Source organism: Streptomyces afghaniensis (genome assembly GCF_044327915.1).
Classification (GTDB): domain Bacteria; phylum Actinomycetota; class Actinomycetes; order Streptomycetales; family Streptomycetaceae; genus Streptomyces; species Streptomyces afghaniensis.
The window spans coordinates 161920-177435 of record NZ_JBIRGJ010000008.1 but is presented as its reverse complement, the minus strand read 5'-3'; the positions used below and the strand labels follow the sequence as shown (position 1 = coordinate 177435).

Below are 15516 nucleotides of genomic sequence, written 5' to 3'. Positions count from 1 at the left end.
GTCAGACGCTCGTCGAGTCCGGGGTGGCCGACGTGTCCGTCGTGTTCGTCGCGTTCGTCGTGTTCGACGGGGAGGTGTCGTCGTCACGGCGGCGGCGGACGGCCCAGAAGACCGCGCTGCCCGCGACGACCGTGACCCCCACGCCGATGACACCCGCCAGCCCTCCGGACAGACGGGCGTCGTCGACGTCCTTGACGCCGTAGTCGGCGAGCGGGGAGTCCGCGACGGCGTGCTCCTCGGTCTTCTTGTCGATGCCGTGGTCGGCGGCGACCTTCTCCAGGCCGTCGGGGTCGGCGGAGGCGTAGAAGCTGACGAATCCGGCCAGGACCAGGGAGGCGACCAGGCCGGCGGCCCACACCTTGCGGTGCGAGGTCCGGGCGGCCACGGGCGCCGGCTCCGGCTCGGCGTCTGGGGCGTCGACCAGTTCGCCGTTCACCCGCAGCTTGAGCTTCTGCGTGAGGCCGCGCGCCCCGTAGACCAGGTCCGGGCGTACGGCGATGACCGAGCCGACGGTCAGCGCGGTGATCGCGGCCTCGCCGATGCCGATCAGGACGTGCACGCCGACCATGGCGGTGGCGACCTTGCCGATCGACACGTCGGTGGTGCCGCCGACCGCGTACATCAGCGTGAAGGCCAGGGCGGCGGCCGGCACGGAGACCAGGGCGGCGACGAACGAGGCCACGGTGACCGACCGGCGGGTGCGGGGCAGCACCTTCACCAGGCCGCGGAAGAGGGCGTAGGCGACGACCGTGGTGACGATCGCCATGTTGGTGATGTTCACGCCGAGCGCGGTCAGACCGCCGTCCGCGAAGAGGATGCCCTGCATGAGCAGGACGACGGAGACACACAGGACCCCTGTGTAGGGGCCCACGAGTATCGCGGCCAGCGCACCGCCGAGCAGATGGCCGCTGGTCCCCGCCGCGACGGGGAAGTTCAGCATCTGCACGGCGAAGATGAACGCCGCGACGAGTCCGGCCAGCGGTGCCGTCCGCTCGTCGAGTTCGCGGCGCGCGCCGCGCAGGCTCACGGCGACGGCGCCCGCGGCGATCACACCGGTGGCGGCGGAGGTGGGCGCGTTGATGAATCCGTCGGGTACATGCACCGTTCGATGATGTGGCTTGATGCGAATGATTTGCAAGAGCGGGAGGCTCGTTTTACCTCACGTGCGGTATCTCCGGCCTCCGGGGGCGCAATCCGGAAAATATGCGACATTGGAGAGGGAGTGGACGCACAGTCTCCACACAGGTAGCGCACGGTGAAGGGTCCGTCCGATGACCGTAGTCGAGCAGTACGCGCGAGCCCATATCGTCACGGACGCGGCCGTCCCGCTGATCGACGAACTGCAGGCGGTTCCGGTCACGCTGCGGTACGACCCCGAGCGGGATCCTCGGTCGGTGCGCATCGCACTGCCGGGCGCCGGAGCCCGCGAGTGGACCTTCGACCGCCGACTGCTGGAGGAGGGGCTGCGGGCTCCCACGGGCAGCGGTGAAGTGCGTGTGTGGCCGTGCGGCCGGGTGCAGGTCGTCGTGGAGTTCCACTCCGCACAAGGGGTGTCGGTGGTGCAGTTCGAGCGGCAGGCGCTGCTGCGGTTCCTGCGGCGGACGTACATGGCCGCCGCGGAACCGGTCACGCACTGAGCCAGGGCCCGGGCTTCAGGCCCCGGGGCTCAGCCGCCCGCCTTCAGCAGCGCCGCCACGATCGGACCGGCCGTCGAACCGCCGTGCCCGCCCTGCTGGACCACACCCGCCGCCGCCAGATCGCCCCGGTAGGCGGTGAACCAGCCGTTCGGCTTCTTCTGGCCGTCGACCTCGGCGGACCCGGTCTTCGCCCCGACGTCGCCGCTCACCCCGGCCATCGCCTCCGCGGCCGTGCCGTAGTCGGCCGTGTACGACATCAGCTCACGCAGCTGGGACAGCGTGCCCGCCGACATCGTGCGTGAGGCCGTCGCGAGCTTGCGGCCGTCCACGTCCGGGGAGACCAGGTACGGCTGGTGGAAGGTGCCGGACTTGACCGTCGCCGACACCGACGCCATGTTCAGCGGGTTCATCCGGACGCCGCCCTGCCCGATCAGCGAGGCGGCCATCTGGGCCGCCGACTGCACCGGCACCGCGCCGTCGAAGGACGGCACACCGATCGCCCAGTTGTTCATCCCCAGGCCGAAGACCTGCTGGGCCTGCTTGGTCAGGTCGTCGTCCTTCAGCTTCGGCGCCTGGCTGATGAAGGCCGTGTTGCAGGAGCGGGCGAAGCTCGCCTTGAACGTGCCGTTCTTGATCTCGAACTTGTCGTCGTTCTGGAATTTCCAGTGCCCGTACGTGAAGTACTTCGGGCAGGGGTGCTTCTTGTCCGCCGAGGCCAGGCCCTTCTCGAGCAGCAGCGACGAGGTGATGACCTTCATCGTGGAGCCGGGCGCGAGGGAGCCCTGGAAGGCGGTGTTGAAGCCGGGCGAGGCGTTGGCGGCGGCCAGGATCTCGCCCGTCGACGCCCGCACCACGGCCACCGACGACCGGGCCTTCTTCGCGACCTGCTGCTCGGCCGCCGCCTGGAGGGCCGGGTCCAGGGTGGTCTTCACCGTGCCCGGCGTGCCCTCGCTCAGCTCCAGCAGCGTCTTGTCGGACAGGTCGTCCGACTTGGCGGACTTCCCGCGCACGACCCGCAGCTCGATGCCGGCCTTGCCGCCGGCCTCCTTGCCGTACTTCTCGCGCAGCCCGTCCAGGACCGGGCCGAGCGAGGCGTACTTCTCCTTGGTCAGTTCGCCGCCGTCCCGGTCGAGCGCCTTGACCGGGGGCGTGCCCGCCTCGCTCGTGACCAGCTTGTCGCCGTCCTTCAGATCGGGGTGGACGACCGCCGCGTGCCAGTCGACCAGCGGCTTCCCGTCGCTCGTACGGCGGACGACGGTCAGCGCGCTGTCGTACCGCAGCGGCTTCTCGGTGTTCTTGTACGACACCGTGCCCTTGACGGAGAACGGCACCTTGTCGCCCGCGGGCGTGCCCGGGGTGAGGGTGACGTCCTTGATGCGGGCGTCCTTGGTGTAGCCGGTGAGCAGGGACCTGGCCGCCGCCGAGTCGTCGGTGGCCGCGGCGGCCTCGGTGACCTTCCCCGACTGCCAGGCGGTGAGGAAGGTACGGGATGCGGTTTTGACCTCGGTCGCCGAAAGGGGCCCGGTCTTCACCTTGGGCTTCTGGTCGGCGGAGGCCGCCCGGGTGCCGTCGTCGGCCGCCGCGCCGCCGCCGTACAGCGCGTAGGCGCCGAATCCGGCGCCGCCGACGACCACGGCGATCATCCCGCCGATCACGGCGGGCCTCGTCTTCCGTCGCTCGGCGACGCGCCTTCTGTTGCCCACTGCTGTTCGTTCCTCCACGAATCCCCAGGGTCCCCGTTGCCCTCGGCTGTCCCAACGACGGCCACCACCCTAGAGTCCCGTCCCGCGGAGGTGAGATCAGCCACCCGTTCGTAGCACGGCTGCGACAATCGGCCCGGCCGCGTCGCCGCCGTGGCCGCCCTCCTCGGTCATGGCCGCCGCCGCGATGTCGCCCCGGAACCCGGTGAACCAGCTGTTGGACTTGGCGTTCCCGTCGACCTCGGCGGAACCGGTCTTGGCGCCGATGTCGCCGCCGAGCCCCGCCATGGCCTCCTGGGCGGTGCCCTGGGTGGCGGTGAGCCGCATCATCTGCTTCAGCTGGGCCGCGGTGCTCGCCTTCAGGCCCTCGGCCCGGGCCAGTTGACGGTCGTCCAGCTCCGGCGGGACGAGATAGGGCTGGCGGAAGGTGCCGGTGATCGCGGTCGCGGTCACGGAGGCCATGTTCAGCGGGCTCATCTGGACCTGGCCCTGCCCGATGGCACCGGCCGCCCGGTCCGGGCCGCTGACCGCGGGGACGCTGCCGTCGAAGGAGACGATGCCGGTCTTCCAGTTGTCCTGCCCGAGTCCGAAGTGCTGCTCGGCCTCCTGGGTGAGCGAGGCGTCCGTGAGCGGCTTCTCGTCGATGAGCTTGATGAAGGCGGTGTTGCACGACCGCATGAAGCTGTTGGCGAGGGTGGCGTTCTCGTTGGGCTTCATGCCCTTGAGGTTGTTGAAGGTCTGGCTCTGCCACGTCGCCGTGGGCGGGCAGGGCGCCGGGCCGTTCATCGAGGTCACGCCGTTGTCGATGAGCATGGCGGCGGTGATGATCTTCATCGTGGAGCCGGGTGCCGCCTTGCCCTCGAAGGCCGCGTTGAAGCCGTCCGTACGGTTGTTCGCCACGGCCAGCACCTCGCCGGTGCTCGGCTTGACGGCCACCACCGACGACTGGGCGAACCGCTTGACCGCCTTCTCGGCCGCCGCCTGCGCGCTCGGGCTGATCGTGGTGGCGAGCTTGCCGGGCTTGCCCTCGGCGAGGGTCAGCAGCGGGGTGTCGGGAGCGCCGCCGCCGGTGTGCCGGACGACCAGCTCGATGCCGGGGGTGCCGCCGGCCTTGTCACCGTACTTGTCGCGCAGGGCGTCGAGGACCGGGCCGAGGGAGGGGTACTTCTCCTTCGTCAGCTCGGAGCCGTCACGGCCGACCGCCTCGATGGGCGGGTTGGCCGACTGCTCCGTGACGAGGGTGTCGTCCTTCTTCAACTCCGGGTGCACGACGGATGGCTGCCAGTCGACCAGCGCCCGCCCGCTGGTGATGCCGCGCACGACCGTCAGCTTGCTGCTGTAGTCCAGCGGCTTCGACTTCCCGCCGTAGGACACCTTCGCCTTCACCGTGTAGGGCACGGTGGTGCCGGCCGCCGTACCGGGCGTGATCTTCACGTCGGTGATGTGCGCGTCGTCCCCGAAGGCGGTCAACAGCTGCTCGGCGGCCGCGTCGTTGTTCGTGTACGACGCCGCCGTCGCGGCCTCGCCCTTCTCCCAGGCCGCGAAGAACTTGGCCGTGGTCTCCTTGACCTCGTCCTTGCCGGGCGGCCCCGACTTCTTCTCCGTGGCCACGCCGCTGGTGCCGCCCCCGTCACCGTTCAGCGCGCTCACGATGTTGTAGGCCCCGTACCCGGCCCCGCCCACCATCACCGCGAACACGCCGCCTATGACGGCGGCCTTGACCCCCTTGCCCATGAGGCGGTCCCCTCCCCGTTGAGCTTGACACGCTCCTTTGAACGTGTTCAGAAGCTCTTGTCCGGGGAGCACTCTATGCACAAGCGGTTACTACCGGCACGGGCGTTTCGCTTTTTTGACCGAAGGCGGCGGCTGGACCCAGGTGCCTCTGGCCGGGGCCGGATCACGCGGCTTGGGCCGTCTCTGGGCCGTGATCTTGACATGCGCTGACGGGGGCGACCCCGTCTTCAAGGTCCTCCCTGCGGACGGCCCGCACGGGTTGATCAAGTCGGTTCGCAAGGTCGAAGCGACCGATCCCACCGGGCGGCGGTGGCCACGCTGCAAGTCGGGAGGTGACGCCGCGCCGACCTTCTGCCAGTGGTGACCAGGGGTGCTCTGCCGAGGAGCGTTTGACCTTTTGCGGATTCCTACTCCGGAGTCTTGTCCAGAGCCACCAAGGACCTTGCCTGCAGGTCGACACGAAATGCAGTACCGGACTCCAGAGTTTCGGGGTCGAGGTGGAGAGTGTCGAGGTTTCTCGTGTCCACGCCTCGCTCAGCGGCCAGTTGAAGCGCTTGGCGTGCGACGGCCTCATCGGACGTATCCTCGCCGCCTTCAATGGTCACGACATCGTGGATGTGGAGAATACGTCCGTCTGACGTATCGAACACGACGCAAGACTTGAAGGATCGAATTGCGAGGTCCCCAGTTGTGACGATGTTCATGATCATCAACCCCATACGTCGATACGGAAGACACCCCAGGCCTGCTGATGACTGCCGCACGCGAGCGCGAAGGTCACCGAGGTCATACGGTCGAATGCGGCGGCCGGCCAGGACGGCCACTCCCCGAAGTCGACGTCCTCATCTGCCCCGGACGGGAGACGGCGTCGAAACCCCTTGATACCTGCAATATTGAGCCCTCCTCCAGCCGCTCCTCGCAGGTATGCCTGCACCATCACTTGGGTGGGTGGGAAATTGACGGCGCGCGTGTGATTTGCATCGCCGTAGCCGCTGAACCAATGCAGACCAATATCTTTGATGGTCACTAACGCTCCTCCTATCTTCACCAAGTGCAACTTATGCGGTTTTCAGGTGTTTACAAAGGATCAACACTCCCAGCCCGTTCCTACCTCCGTGGCAGCACGGCACGCAGGCGAACCGGGCCCGCTGCAAAGCCGCTCGCCCGGTCCGCACCGATGCGGAACTCAGGTCCCTCCGTGGAGAGTGATGAGGCTCGCGCTTCTGCTGCTTGGCGCAACAGCTACACCCAGGTGTCCAGCCACATCCTGGCCCGCCAGTCGTCGATCGGGATGGCCGTGCCCGTGTAGAGCGGCCAGAAATAGATGAAGTTCCACGCGATCAGCAGGACGAGGACGCCCGCGGCCGTGGCGCCGACGACGCGGCGGGTGTCGGTGGAGCGGGGCGGGCCGATGATCGCGCCGAGGAGCATGGTCACCGCCAGGCACAGGAACGGCAGGAAGACGATGGCGTAGAAGAAGAAGATCGTGCGCTCCTGGTACATGAACCAGGGCAGGTAGCCGGCCGCGATGCCGCAGGCGATGGCGCCCGCGCGCCAGTCGCGGCGCAGCAGCCAGCGCCACAGCACGTACAGGACCGCGAAGCAGGCCACCCACCACAGCAGCGGCGTGCCGAGGGCCAGGACCTCGCGGGCGCACTTCTCGCCCGCGTCGGCCGGGCAGCCGTCCTTGCCGGGCGCCGGCGACTCGTAGAAGTACGACACCGGGCGGCCCAGGACCAGCCAGCTCCACGGGTTGGACTGGTAGGTGTGCGGCGAGGACAGGCCGACGTGGAACTCGTACACCTGGTGCTCGTAGTGCCACAGGCTGCGCAGCCAGTCGGGCAGGAAGGTCCAGCTGCCGCCCTTGCCGTCGGTCGCGGCCCAGTTGCGGAAGTAGCCGCCCTTGCCGTCGGTGGCGGAGAGGATCCAGCCGGTCCAGGACAGCACGTAGGTCACGATCGCGACGGGGACCGTGGCGACGAACGCCAGGCCCGTGTCGCGCCTGAGCACCGCCGAGTACGGGTGCCGGGCGCCGGCCACCCGGCGCGAGCCGACGTCCCACAGGACGGCCATCAGGCAGAACGCGGCCAGGATGTAGAGGCCGTTCCACTTCGTGGCGAAGGCAAGGCCCAGCATCAGGCCCGCCGCCCAGCGCCAGGGGCGCCATCCCAGACGGGCCGTCTCGGCGACGTGCCGGTCGGGCCGGACCCGGCCGTCGGGGTCCACCGGGAGCGCCGCGGCGAGTTTCCCGCGCGCGTGGTCCCGGTCGATGAGCAGACAGCCGAACGCGGCCAGCACGAAGAACATCAGCACGCCGTCGAGCAGCGCCGTGCGGCTCATCACGAAGTGCAGGCCGTCCACCGCCATCAGCGCGCCCGCCAGGCACCCCAGGAACGTGGAGCGGAACAGCCGGCGGCCGATCCGGCACAGCAGCAGCACCGACAGCGTGCCGAGCAGCGCCGTCATGAACCGCCAGCCGAACGGATCGAAACCGAACAGGAGCTCGCCGAGCCCGATGACGTACTTGCCGACCGGCGGATGCACCACGTACGCCGCGTCCGTCGGGATCGTGACGTGCCCGCCGGACGAGAGGACCAGGTCGTTGGCGTTCTTGTCCCAGTTGACTTCGAAACCGCGGTGGACGAGCGCCCACGCGTCCTTCGCGTAGTACGTCTCGTCGAATATCACCGCCTTGGGGTTGCCCAGGTTCCAGAACCGCAGCACCCCCGCCAGCAGGGTGACGAGCAGCGGGCCGATCCAGCCCGACCAGTGCACCAGCCGCCCCGCGAGCTCGTGCGGGACGCCGAGCGCGGCCCACAGGCGCGGGCCGGGTTCGGTGTACGGCGGCACCAGCCGGTCACGGACGTCACCGGCGTCGCTTCGTGGCTGCTGGTAGCCGAAGCGGCGCAGCCGCTGCTGCCAGGACGGCCGCTGCTCGTGCGGCGCCTGGCCCTGCCGGGTGTCCGTGGAGGACGCGGTACTGGTCACCGCGCCATCGTAGGGAACCGTGCTGTGTGAGTCCCGTGCATGGCCGGTATGCGTCCCCATCCTGCGCCCCTGGGAGGAGTCCGCGTCCCCGGCCCCTGGGAGGATGGGGGGTGTGACCGGAACCCTCGTACTCGCAGGCACCCCCATCGGCGACATCGCGGACGCCCCGCCCCGGCTCGCCGAGGAACTGGCCGGAGCCGATGTCGTCGCCGCCGAGGACACGCGGCGGCTGCGGCGGCTGACCCAGGCGCTCGGCGTCACGCCCAAGGGGCGGGTGGTGTCGTACTTCGAGGGCAACGAGTCCGCGCGGACGCCGGAGCTGGTCGAGGAACTGGCGGGCGGGGCGCGTGTGCTGCTCGTCACGGACGCCGGGATGCCGTCGGTGTCGGACCCCGGGTACCGGCTGGTCGCCGCCGCCGTGGAGCGGGACATCCGGGTCACCGCCGTGCCCGGGCCGTCCGCCGTGCTCACCGCGCTCGCGCTGTCGGGGCTGCCCGTCGACCGGTTCTGCTTCGAGGGGTTCCTGCCGCGCAAGGCGGGGGAGCGGCTGGGGCGGCTGCGGGAGGTGGCCGGGGAGCGGCGCACGCTCGTCTACTTCGAGGCTCCGCACCGGCTCGACGACACGCTCGCGGCGATGGCCGAGGTGTTCGGGGCGCGGCGGCGGGCCGCGGTGTGCCGGGAGCTGACCAAGACGTACGAGGAGGTCCGTCGGGGCGGGCTGGAGGAGCTCGCCGCGTGGGCGGCCGAGGGCGTGCGCGGGGAGATCACCGTCGTGGTGGAGGGGGCGCCCGAGAAGGGCCCTGAGGAGATCGGGCCCGAGGAGCTGGTGCGGAGGGTCCGGGTGCGGGAGGAAGCGGGGGAGCGGCGCAAGGAGGCCATTGCCGCTGTCGCGCACGAGGCCGGGGTGCCGAAGAGGGTTGTGTTCGATGCGGTGGTCGCCGCGAAGAACGCAGCGGGATAACCGGGTTCGAGGCGGGGGCTGGAGTGGTTCGCGGGGTGCGGGTGGTGTGTGGTTGAGCGCGCAGTTCCCCGCGCCCCTGGGTTGCGAACAAACCCCCCTCTGAGCAGGGCGCATGTCGTTTGAGCGTGCGCCCCATGGGTGGGCAAAGGTGATCTGCCGCTGAGGCAAGGGACGCTCAAATCGGGGCCAATTAGTCGACAGGTCTGCTGCCATCGGTCCGGCTGAGGAGTCCACTGGGTTGCGGGGGCGGAATCGTCCTCACGCCACAGCGGAAACAGGAGCTGGCATGAGCGAGATCACAGGGCAGACCGGGCTCCGCGCCGGTGCGAGCGCCGTCGTCAACGAGTCGTACTCCTTCGCCTGCATGCGCTGCGGGTACGGCTGGGAGCAGTCGTACGAGATAGAGCACCACACGGACGCCGCGGGGCACGAGTTCGTCCTCTACGTGGCGGACGGCCAGGTCGTGCCCTCCCCGTTGAGCAAGCCCACGTGCCAGAACTGCGACGGACACCTCGTGCGGATCATGCGGCCCGGGCGGGTCGAGTCGGCGCGCAACGCGGCGCACCGGCCCCACCGCGTGCCCCCGCAGGCCGGCCCCGTCCAGGCCCCGACGGCGGACGCCGAGGCCGAGGGCACGGATGAGCAGGAACAGCGCGAGGACCACCACTGGCATCTGTCCGACCTGCTGCACCCCTTCCAGCGCAAGGCGAGCTGACCCGTCCGGCTCCCCTTGTCGACGCCCTCCCCGGTCCTCCCCCATCGGGGAGGGCGTACCCCTTTCGTAGGATCGGGGCATGCCTTCGAACGACTCCGGCAAGCACGCCGCGCCCCCGCTCCCGGAACCCCTCCGGGTGCCGGTCGCCGACTCCCACACCCATCTGGACATGCAGTCGGGCACGGTCGAGGAGGCGCTGGCGAAGGCGGCGTCGGTCGGGGTGACGACCGTCGTGCAGGTCGGCTGCGACCTCAAGGGCTCCCGCTGGGCGGCCGAGACGGCGGCTGCCTACGACGCCGTCCACGCGACGGTCGCCCTGCACCCGAACGAGGCGCCCCGGATCGTCCACGGCGACCCCGACGGCTGGTCGCGGCAGGGCGCGCGCGAGCCCGGCGGCCAGGCCGCCCTGGACGACGCGCTCGCCGAGATCGACCGGCTGGCCGCGCTGGAGCAGGTCAAGGGCGTCGGCGAGACGGGCCTCGACTACTTCCGCACCGGGCCCGAGGGCAAGGAGGCGCAGGAGAGGTCCTTCCGCGCCCACATCGAGATCGCCAAGCGGCACGGCAAGGCCCTGGTGATCCACGACCGCGAGGCCCACGCCGACGTCCTGCGCGTGCTCAAGGAGGAGGGCGCCCCCGAGCGGACCGTCTTCCACTGCTACTCCGGCGACGCCGAGATGGCGCGGATCTGCGCGAGCGCGGGCTACTTCATGTCCTTCGCCGGCAACGTCACCTTCAAGAACGCCCAGAACCTGCGGGACGCGGTGGCGGTGGCCCCGCCGGAGCTGCTGCTGGTGGAGACGGACGCGCCCTTCCTCACGCCGGCGCCGTACCGCGGGCGGCCCAACGCCCCGTACCTCGTGCCGATCACGGTGCGGGCCATGGCCGGGGTGCGCGGCGTCGACGAGGACACGCTGGCGACGGCTCTCGCGGAGAACACGGCACGCGCCTTCGGTTACTGACCCGCCGACCGGTTACTGACCCACCGCCCGCTTTCCCGTACTACTGTGCGTAGTCGCGTCGCTTTGGAGAGTGACGACCGCTCCGCTAGGTTCTGGGGGCCCGATCCGGACCCCTCTGGACCCCCTCCGGCCCCTGGAGCGTGTCGGCGTGAGCAACTCGCGGTATGAGACGTACGAGACGTATGAGCCATACGAGGCGTACAAGGCGTACGAGACGTATGGCCCGGCCTACGCGGACCCGGTGTACGGCGGCTTCGACACGCCGCCCGCCGGTCTGCACAGCGCCGAGACGCTCGGGTACGGGACGACGCCCGGGGCGCCCGTCGCCCACGAGGACACCTACCGGCCCGCCTACGAGGCGCCGCCCCTGTCCGGGCTGCCCCGGCAGGGCGGCCGCGCGCCGGCCGCGGGCGATCCGGGACCGGCCGCGACCGGCGCGCGGCCCTCGCGCGCGGAAGCGCGCGCCGAAGCCCGCGCCGCGTCGCGCACCGGCTCGCACCGGCGGTCCGCGCGCCGGCGCAAGGCGCGGTACGTCGAGCGTCCGGGCGACGGCTCCATGCGGCGGCTGCTCCCGCAGGCCCTGGTCGTCGCCTTCCTGGCCGGCGGGACCACGGCGTTCGTCGCCAAGGACAAGGCGATCGAGCTGAACGTCGACGGCAAGGCCCGCACGCTGCACACCTTCGCCGACGACGTCACCGAGCTGCTGGCGGAGGAGGGCGTCGACGTCGGCGCCCACGACGTGGTGGCACCCGGCCCCGGCACGGAGATCGCCAGCGGCGACGAGGTCGCCGTGCACTACGGCCGCCCCGTGCGGCTCACCCTCGACGGACAGCGGAGCGAGGTGTGGACGACGGCACACACCGTGGCGGGGGCGCTGCGGCAGCTGGGGGTGCGACAGGAGGGCGCGTACGTGTCCACCTCGCGCTCACGGCGTATCGGGCGGGAAGGGCTCGCACTGGACGTGCGGACCGAGCGCACGGTCACGATCATGGCGGACGGCCGGGCCCGCACCGTCCGCACCAACGCGGCGACCGTGCGGGAGGCCGTCGAGGAGGCCGGGATCACCCTGCGCGGCCAGGACACCACGTCGGTGCCGCAGGGGAGCTTCCCGCGCGACGGGCAGACCGTCACGGTGCTGCGGATCACCGGCGGCAAGGAGGTCCGCGAGGAGCCGATCCCGTTCGAGGTGCGGCGGACCGACGACCCGACCCTGTTCCGCGGCACGGAGGTCGTCGAAGAGGCGGGCCGGCCCGGCCTGCGCCGGGTCACCTACTCCCTGCGCACCGTCAACGGCGTCAAGCAGAAGCCGCGCCGGATCAGCTCCGAGGTGGTGCGCGAACCGCGCCCGCAACTGGTGAAGGTCGGCACCAAGCCGCGACCGATGTCCGTGCAGGGCGCCGACCACCTCGACTGGCAGGGTCTCGCGGCCTGCGAGTCCGGCGGCCGCCCCGACGCGGTCGACACGTCGGGCACCTACGGCGGCCTGTACCAGTTCGACACCCACACCTGGCAGGCCCTCGGCGGCAAGGGCCGCCCCCAGGACGCCCCGGCGGCGGAACAGACGTACCGCGCGAAGAAGCTGTATGTGCGCAGGGGTGCGAGCCCCTGGCCGCACTGCGGGGACCGCTTGCGCGGGTGACGTCGGCTGCGGAACCCCCCGTACCCTTGTCCCCGTGACCAGCCCCGCCCCCGACGCTCTCCTCGGCCCCGCCGACGTCCGCGAACTCGCGACAGCCCTCGGCGTACGCCCCACCAAGCAACGCGGCCAGAACTTCGTGATCGACGCGAACACCGTCCGCCGCATCGTCCGCACCGCACAGGTCCACCCCGACGACGTGGTCGTCGAGGTCGGTCCGGGGCTCGGGTCACTGACGCTCGCCCTGCTGGAGGTCGCCGACCGTGTCACAGCAGTCGAGATCGACGACGTGCTCGCCGCCGCCCTGCCGGCGACCATCACGGCCCGCATGCCCGAGCGCGCCGACCGGTTCGCCCTGGTCCACTCCGACGCGATGCACGTCACGGAGCTGCCCGGCCCCGCCCCCACCGCGCTGGTCGCCAACCTTCCCTACAACGTGGCCGTCCCGGTCCTGCTGCACATGCTCGAAGTCTTCCCGAGCATCGAACGCACCCTGGTCATGGTCCAGTCGGAGGTCGCCGACCGCCTCGCCGCCGCGCCCGGCTCGAAGGTGTACGGCGTCCCGTCGGTCAAGGCCAACTGGTACGCCGAGGTCAAGCGGGCCGGCGCCATCGGCCGGAACGTCTTCTGGCCGGCGCCCAACGTCGACAGCGGCCTGGTCTCCCTCGTCCGCCGGACCGAGCCGCTGAAGACGACGGCCTCCAGGCGCGAGGTGTTCGCCGTCGTCGACGCCGCCTTCGCGCAGCGCCGCAAGACGCTGCGGGCCGCGCTCGCCGGCTGGGCCGGGTCCGCCGCCGCCGCGGAGGCGGCCCTCGTCGCCGCCGGGGTCTCACCGCAGGCGCGGGGCGAGTCCCTGACCGTGGAGGAGTTCGCGCGGATCGCCGAGCACAAGCAGAACCAGCACCAGCAGGAGGAGTCCGCGTGAGCGTGACGGTCCGGGTCCCCGCCAAGGTCAACGTCCAGCTGGCGGTCGGCCCCGCCCGCCCCGACGGCTTCCACCCCCTGGCCAACGTCTTCCTCGCGGTCGGCCTCTACGACGAGGTCACCGTCACCCCGGCCGACGAGCTGCGCCTCACCTGCGAGGGCCCGGACGCGGGCCAGGTCCCCCTGGACCGTACGAACCTGGCCGCACGGGCGGCCGAAGCGCTCGCCGAGCGGTACGGCCGGACGCCCGACGTCCACATCCACATCGCCAAGGACATCCCCGTCGCCGGCGGCATGGCGGGCGGCAGCGCGGACGGCGCCGGCGCGCTTCTCGCCTGCGACGCGCTGTGGGAGACCGGCGCCTCCCGGGAGGAACTGCTCGGCATCTGCGCCGAGTTGGGCAGCGACGTGCCCTTCAGTCTGGTCGGCGGGGCGGCGCTGGGCATCGGGCGGGGCGAGCAGCTGACGCCCCTGGAGGTCGGCGGCACCTTCCACTGGGTGTTCGCGATGGCCGGCCGCGGCCTGTCCACCCCGGCCGTGTTCCGGGAGTTCGACCGGCTCGGCGAGGGCACAGACATTCCCGAGCCCGTCGCCTCCCAGGAACTCCTCGCCGCCCTGGCGAAGGGCGACCCGGAGGCGCTCGCCGCCGCCGTCTCCAACGACCTCCAGCCCGCCGCCCTCTCCCTCTTCCCGGAACTCGCCGGCACCCTGGCCACGGGCCGCGCCGCCGGTGCCCTCGCCGCCCTGGTCTCGGGCTCCGGCCCGACCACGGCGTTCCTCGTCCGCGACCCGGAGTCGGCGGCCGCCGTCGCGCAGGCGCTGGTGGCGTCCGGCACGTGCCGGACCGTGCGGACGGCCTCGGGTCCTGCGCCGGGGGCGACGGTCGCGGGGCGTTAATCCCGTGCGGCGGGCGGTTCCCCGAGCTTAGGCTCCCCCGGTTGTCCAGAACGGGGGAGACGCGTGGAAGAACTGGTCACGGCCGTACGGCGCGCAGACGCGGACGAGGTCCGGGCACTGCTGGAGTCCGGGGCCGACCCCGACACCCTCGACGACGGCCTCCCGGTCCTGTGCCGGGCGGTGGCGGCGTACGACGAACCCGTCGCCGAAGCGTTGCTGGAGGCCGGAGCCGACCCCCTGCGCCGGCTGCCCGACGGGAGCACCCCGCTGCTGCGGGCCGTGGACGGCGGGTCCCATCACATGGTCTACGCGCTCGCCACCCACCGGGTGCCGCTCCCCGCGCCGGAGCGCGAGGAGCTGCTGGCCCGGGCCCGGCGCTGGACCGAGACGGGAGTGGAGACGGAGCTGCACCGGCTCACCGGCCTCACCGGGCCCGCCGAGCGGATCCGGGTCGAGGACGACGAGATCGGCTGGTGGTGTGAGCAGCTCACGCTCGGGGGGCTGACCGTGCGCGACGAGCACCGGGCGGTCCTCACCGGCATGGAGGCCCGCTACGGCGTCCGTACCCCGTTCGACGAACTCGTCGCGCGTGCCCTCGCCCACCCCGACCGGGACCACGTCGTCTGGTCGGACGTGGTGTTCACGCTCGGCCGTCGGCTGGACGAGGAGACCTGGCAGTGGACCAGGGACCTGCTCAACCACCCCGACCGGCTGCACCGACTGCTCGCCGCCGACATCATGCTGTTCCTGATCCTCGGAGACCCCGTGAAGGGAGGCGACCCCTTCTGGGACCGGGGCAGGGAGCTCGTGCCGTGGGCCGAACAGGAGGAGGACCCGGAGGTGCTGGCGGTCATCCTCCAGGCGATGACCCACGACAGCGCCCCGGAGATCGAGGCCGTCGGCCTGTCGCACCTCGCCCACCCGGACCCCCGGGTGCGCGCCCAGGTGACGGACGCCCTGGGGCACTCCGAGGACGGCCGGCCCCTGGTCCGTCCCGAGAGCCTCACCGCCGTACTCACCCTGGCCCGCGACGAGGACCCCGGCGTACGCGAGGCGGCGTGCCGCTGGCTGGCTCACCACCGGGGGCCCGACCCCGAGGTCGGGGACGCGCTGGTCGCGCTCACCCATGACGAGCGGCAGCCGATCCGCATCTGCGCCGTGTCCGGCCTGGCGTATCGCGACGACCCGCGCTGTGTGGAGGCCGAGCACCGGATCGGCCCCGTCGACGCGGAGCAGCCGTTCGACGAGAGGCTGCTGGACGTGTGGCGGTACCAGCGCCGCCAGGAGGCCGCCGGGGGCTCCTGACGACCCCGGACGGAGCACCGCCCCGCCCGACTACCCTGGAGGGTCGATCGTCCCCCCT

General features: G+C 71.5%; 14 protein-coding genes. 8 read left to right on the top strand and 6 right to left on the bottom strand.

Annotated features, from left to right (window positions below; all coding sequences use genetic code 11):
* Window position 1: 1 nt before the first annotated feature.
* Window positions 2-1102, bottom strand: a complete 1101-nt coding sequence (locus ACH4G3_RS29590; protein WP_397627374.1) for an energy-coupling factor ABC transporter permease — start codon at window positions 1100-1102, stop codon at window positions 2-4.
* Window positions 1103-1271: 169 nt separating this feature from the next.
* Here ACH4G3_RS29590 and ACH4G3_RS29585 point away from each other — a divergent pair, with 169 nt between their 5' ends.
* On the top strand, window positions 1272-1637 hold the full coding sequence (locus ACH4G3_RS29585) for an SsgA family sporulation/cell division regulator (protein ID WP_397627373.1): 366 nt from the start codon (window positions 1272-1274) through the stop codon (window positions 1635-1637).
* A 29-nt stretch (window positions 1638-1666) separates the two neighbouring features.
* On the opposite strand, the gene ACH4G3_RS29580 is transcribed toward ACH4G3_RS29585, so the two are convergent.
* The 5 genes from ACH4G3_RS29580 to ACH4G3_RS29560 all read right to left on the bottom strand — a co-directional run bounded on the left by ACH4G3_RS29580 (window position 1667) and on the right by ACH4G3_RS29560 (window position 8059).
* Window positions 1667-3340 (bottom strand): penicillin-binding transpeptidase domain-containing protein, encoded by a 1674-nt coding sequence (locus tag ACH4G3_RS29580; protein ID WP_397627372.1) that lies wholly within the window; start codon window positions 3338-3340, stop codon window positions 1667-1669.
* A gap of 96 nt (window positions 3341-3436) precedes the next feature.
* Window positions 3437-5071, bottom strand: a complete 1635-nt coding sequence (locus ACH4G3_RS29575; RefSeq protein WP_397627371.1) for a penicillin-binding transpeptidase domain-containing protein — start codon at window positions 5069-5071, stop codon at window positions 3437-3439.
* Window positions 5072-5478: 407 nt separating this feature from the next.
* On the bottom strand, window positions 5479-5775 hold the full coding sequence (locus ACH4G3_RS29570; RefSeq protein WP_397627370.1) for a hypothetical protein: 297 nt from the start codon (window positions 5773-5775) through the stop codon (window positions 5479-5481).
* Between the two features lie 5 nt (window positions 5776-5780).
* The gene (locus ACH4G3_RS29565) at window positions 5781-6098 is read right to left on the bottom strand and encodes a hypothetical protein (RefSeq protein ID WP_397627369.1); all 318 of its coding nucleotides are present in this window, start codon (window positions 6096-6098) and stop codon (window positions 5781-5783) included.
* Between the two features lie 215 nt (window positions 6099-6313).
* The gene (locus ACH4G3_RS29560) at window positions 6314-8059 is read right to left on the bottom strand and encodes a dolichyl-phosphate-mannose--protein mannosyltransferase (protein WP_397627368.1); all 1746 of its coding nucleotides are present in this window, start codon (window positions 8057-8059) and stop codon (window positions 6314-6316) included.
* Window positions 8060-8171: 112 nt separating this feature from the next.
* On the opposite strand from ACH4G3_RS29560, the gene rsmI reads away from it, so the two are divergent.
* The 7 genes from rsmI (at window position 8172) to ACH4G3_RS29525 (ending at window position 15458) form a co-directional block, all read left to right on the top strand.
* Window positions 8172-9020: a 16S rRNA (cytidine(1402)-2'-O)-methyltransferase gene (rsmI, locus tag ACH4G3_RS29555; RefSeq protein WP_397627367.1), complete on the top strand. Its 849-nt coding sequence runs from the start codon at window positions 8172-8174 to the stop codon at window positions 9018-9020.
* Between the two features lie 286 nt (window positions 9021-9306).
* A complete protein-coding gene (locus ACH4G3_RS29550) occupies window positions 9307-9735 on the top strand; it encodes a hypothetical protein (protein ID WP_397627366.1) in 429 nt (142 codons plus the stop codon).
* A gap of 79 nt (window positions 9736-9814) precedes the next feature.
* Window positions 9815-10696: a TatD family hydrolase gene (locus tag ACH4G3_RS29545; protein ID WP_397627365.1), complete on the top strand. Its 882-nt coding sequence runs from the start codon at window positions 9815-9817 to the stop codon at window positions 10694-10696.
* 148 nt (window positions 10697-10844) lie between these two features.
* Window positions 10845-12335 carry a ubiquitin-like domain-containing protein gene (locus ACH4G3_RS29540; RefSeq protein ID WP_397627364.1) on the top strand — a complete coding sequence of 497 codons (1491 nt, stop codon included), beginning with the start codon at window positions 10845-10847 and terminating at the stop codon, window positions 12333-12335.
* A gap of 34 nt (window positions 12336-12369) precedes the next feature.
* Window positions 12370-13257 (top strand): 16S rRNA (adenine(1518)-N(6)/adenine(1519)-N(6))-dimethyltransferase RsmA, encoded by an 888-nt coding sequence (rsmA, locus tag ACH4G3_RS29535; protein WP_397627363.1) that lies wholly within the window; start codon window positions 12370-12372, stop codon window positions 13255-13257.
* Window positions 13254-14153, top strand: a complete 900-nt coding sequence (locus ACH4G3_RS29530) for a 4-(cytidine 5'-diphospho)-2-C-methyl-D-erythritol kinase (RefSeq protein ID WP_397627362.1) — start codon at window positions 13254-13256, stop codon at window positions 14151-14153. The genes rsmA and ACH4G3_RS29530 overlap by 4 nt, the downstream gene beginning before the upstream one ends.
* 63 nt (window positions 14154-14216) lie before the next feature.
* Entirely contained in the window at window positions 14217-15458 is a 1242-nt protein-coding gene (locus tag ACH4G3_RS29525) for a hypothetical protein (protein WP_397627361.1), read from the top strand.
* Window positions 15459-15516: the final 58 nt, after the last annotated feature.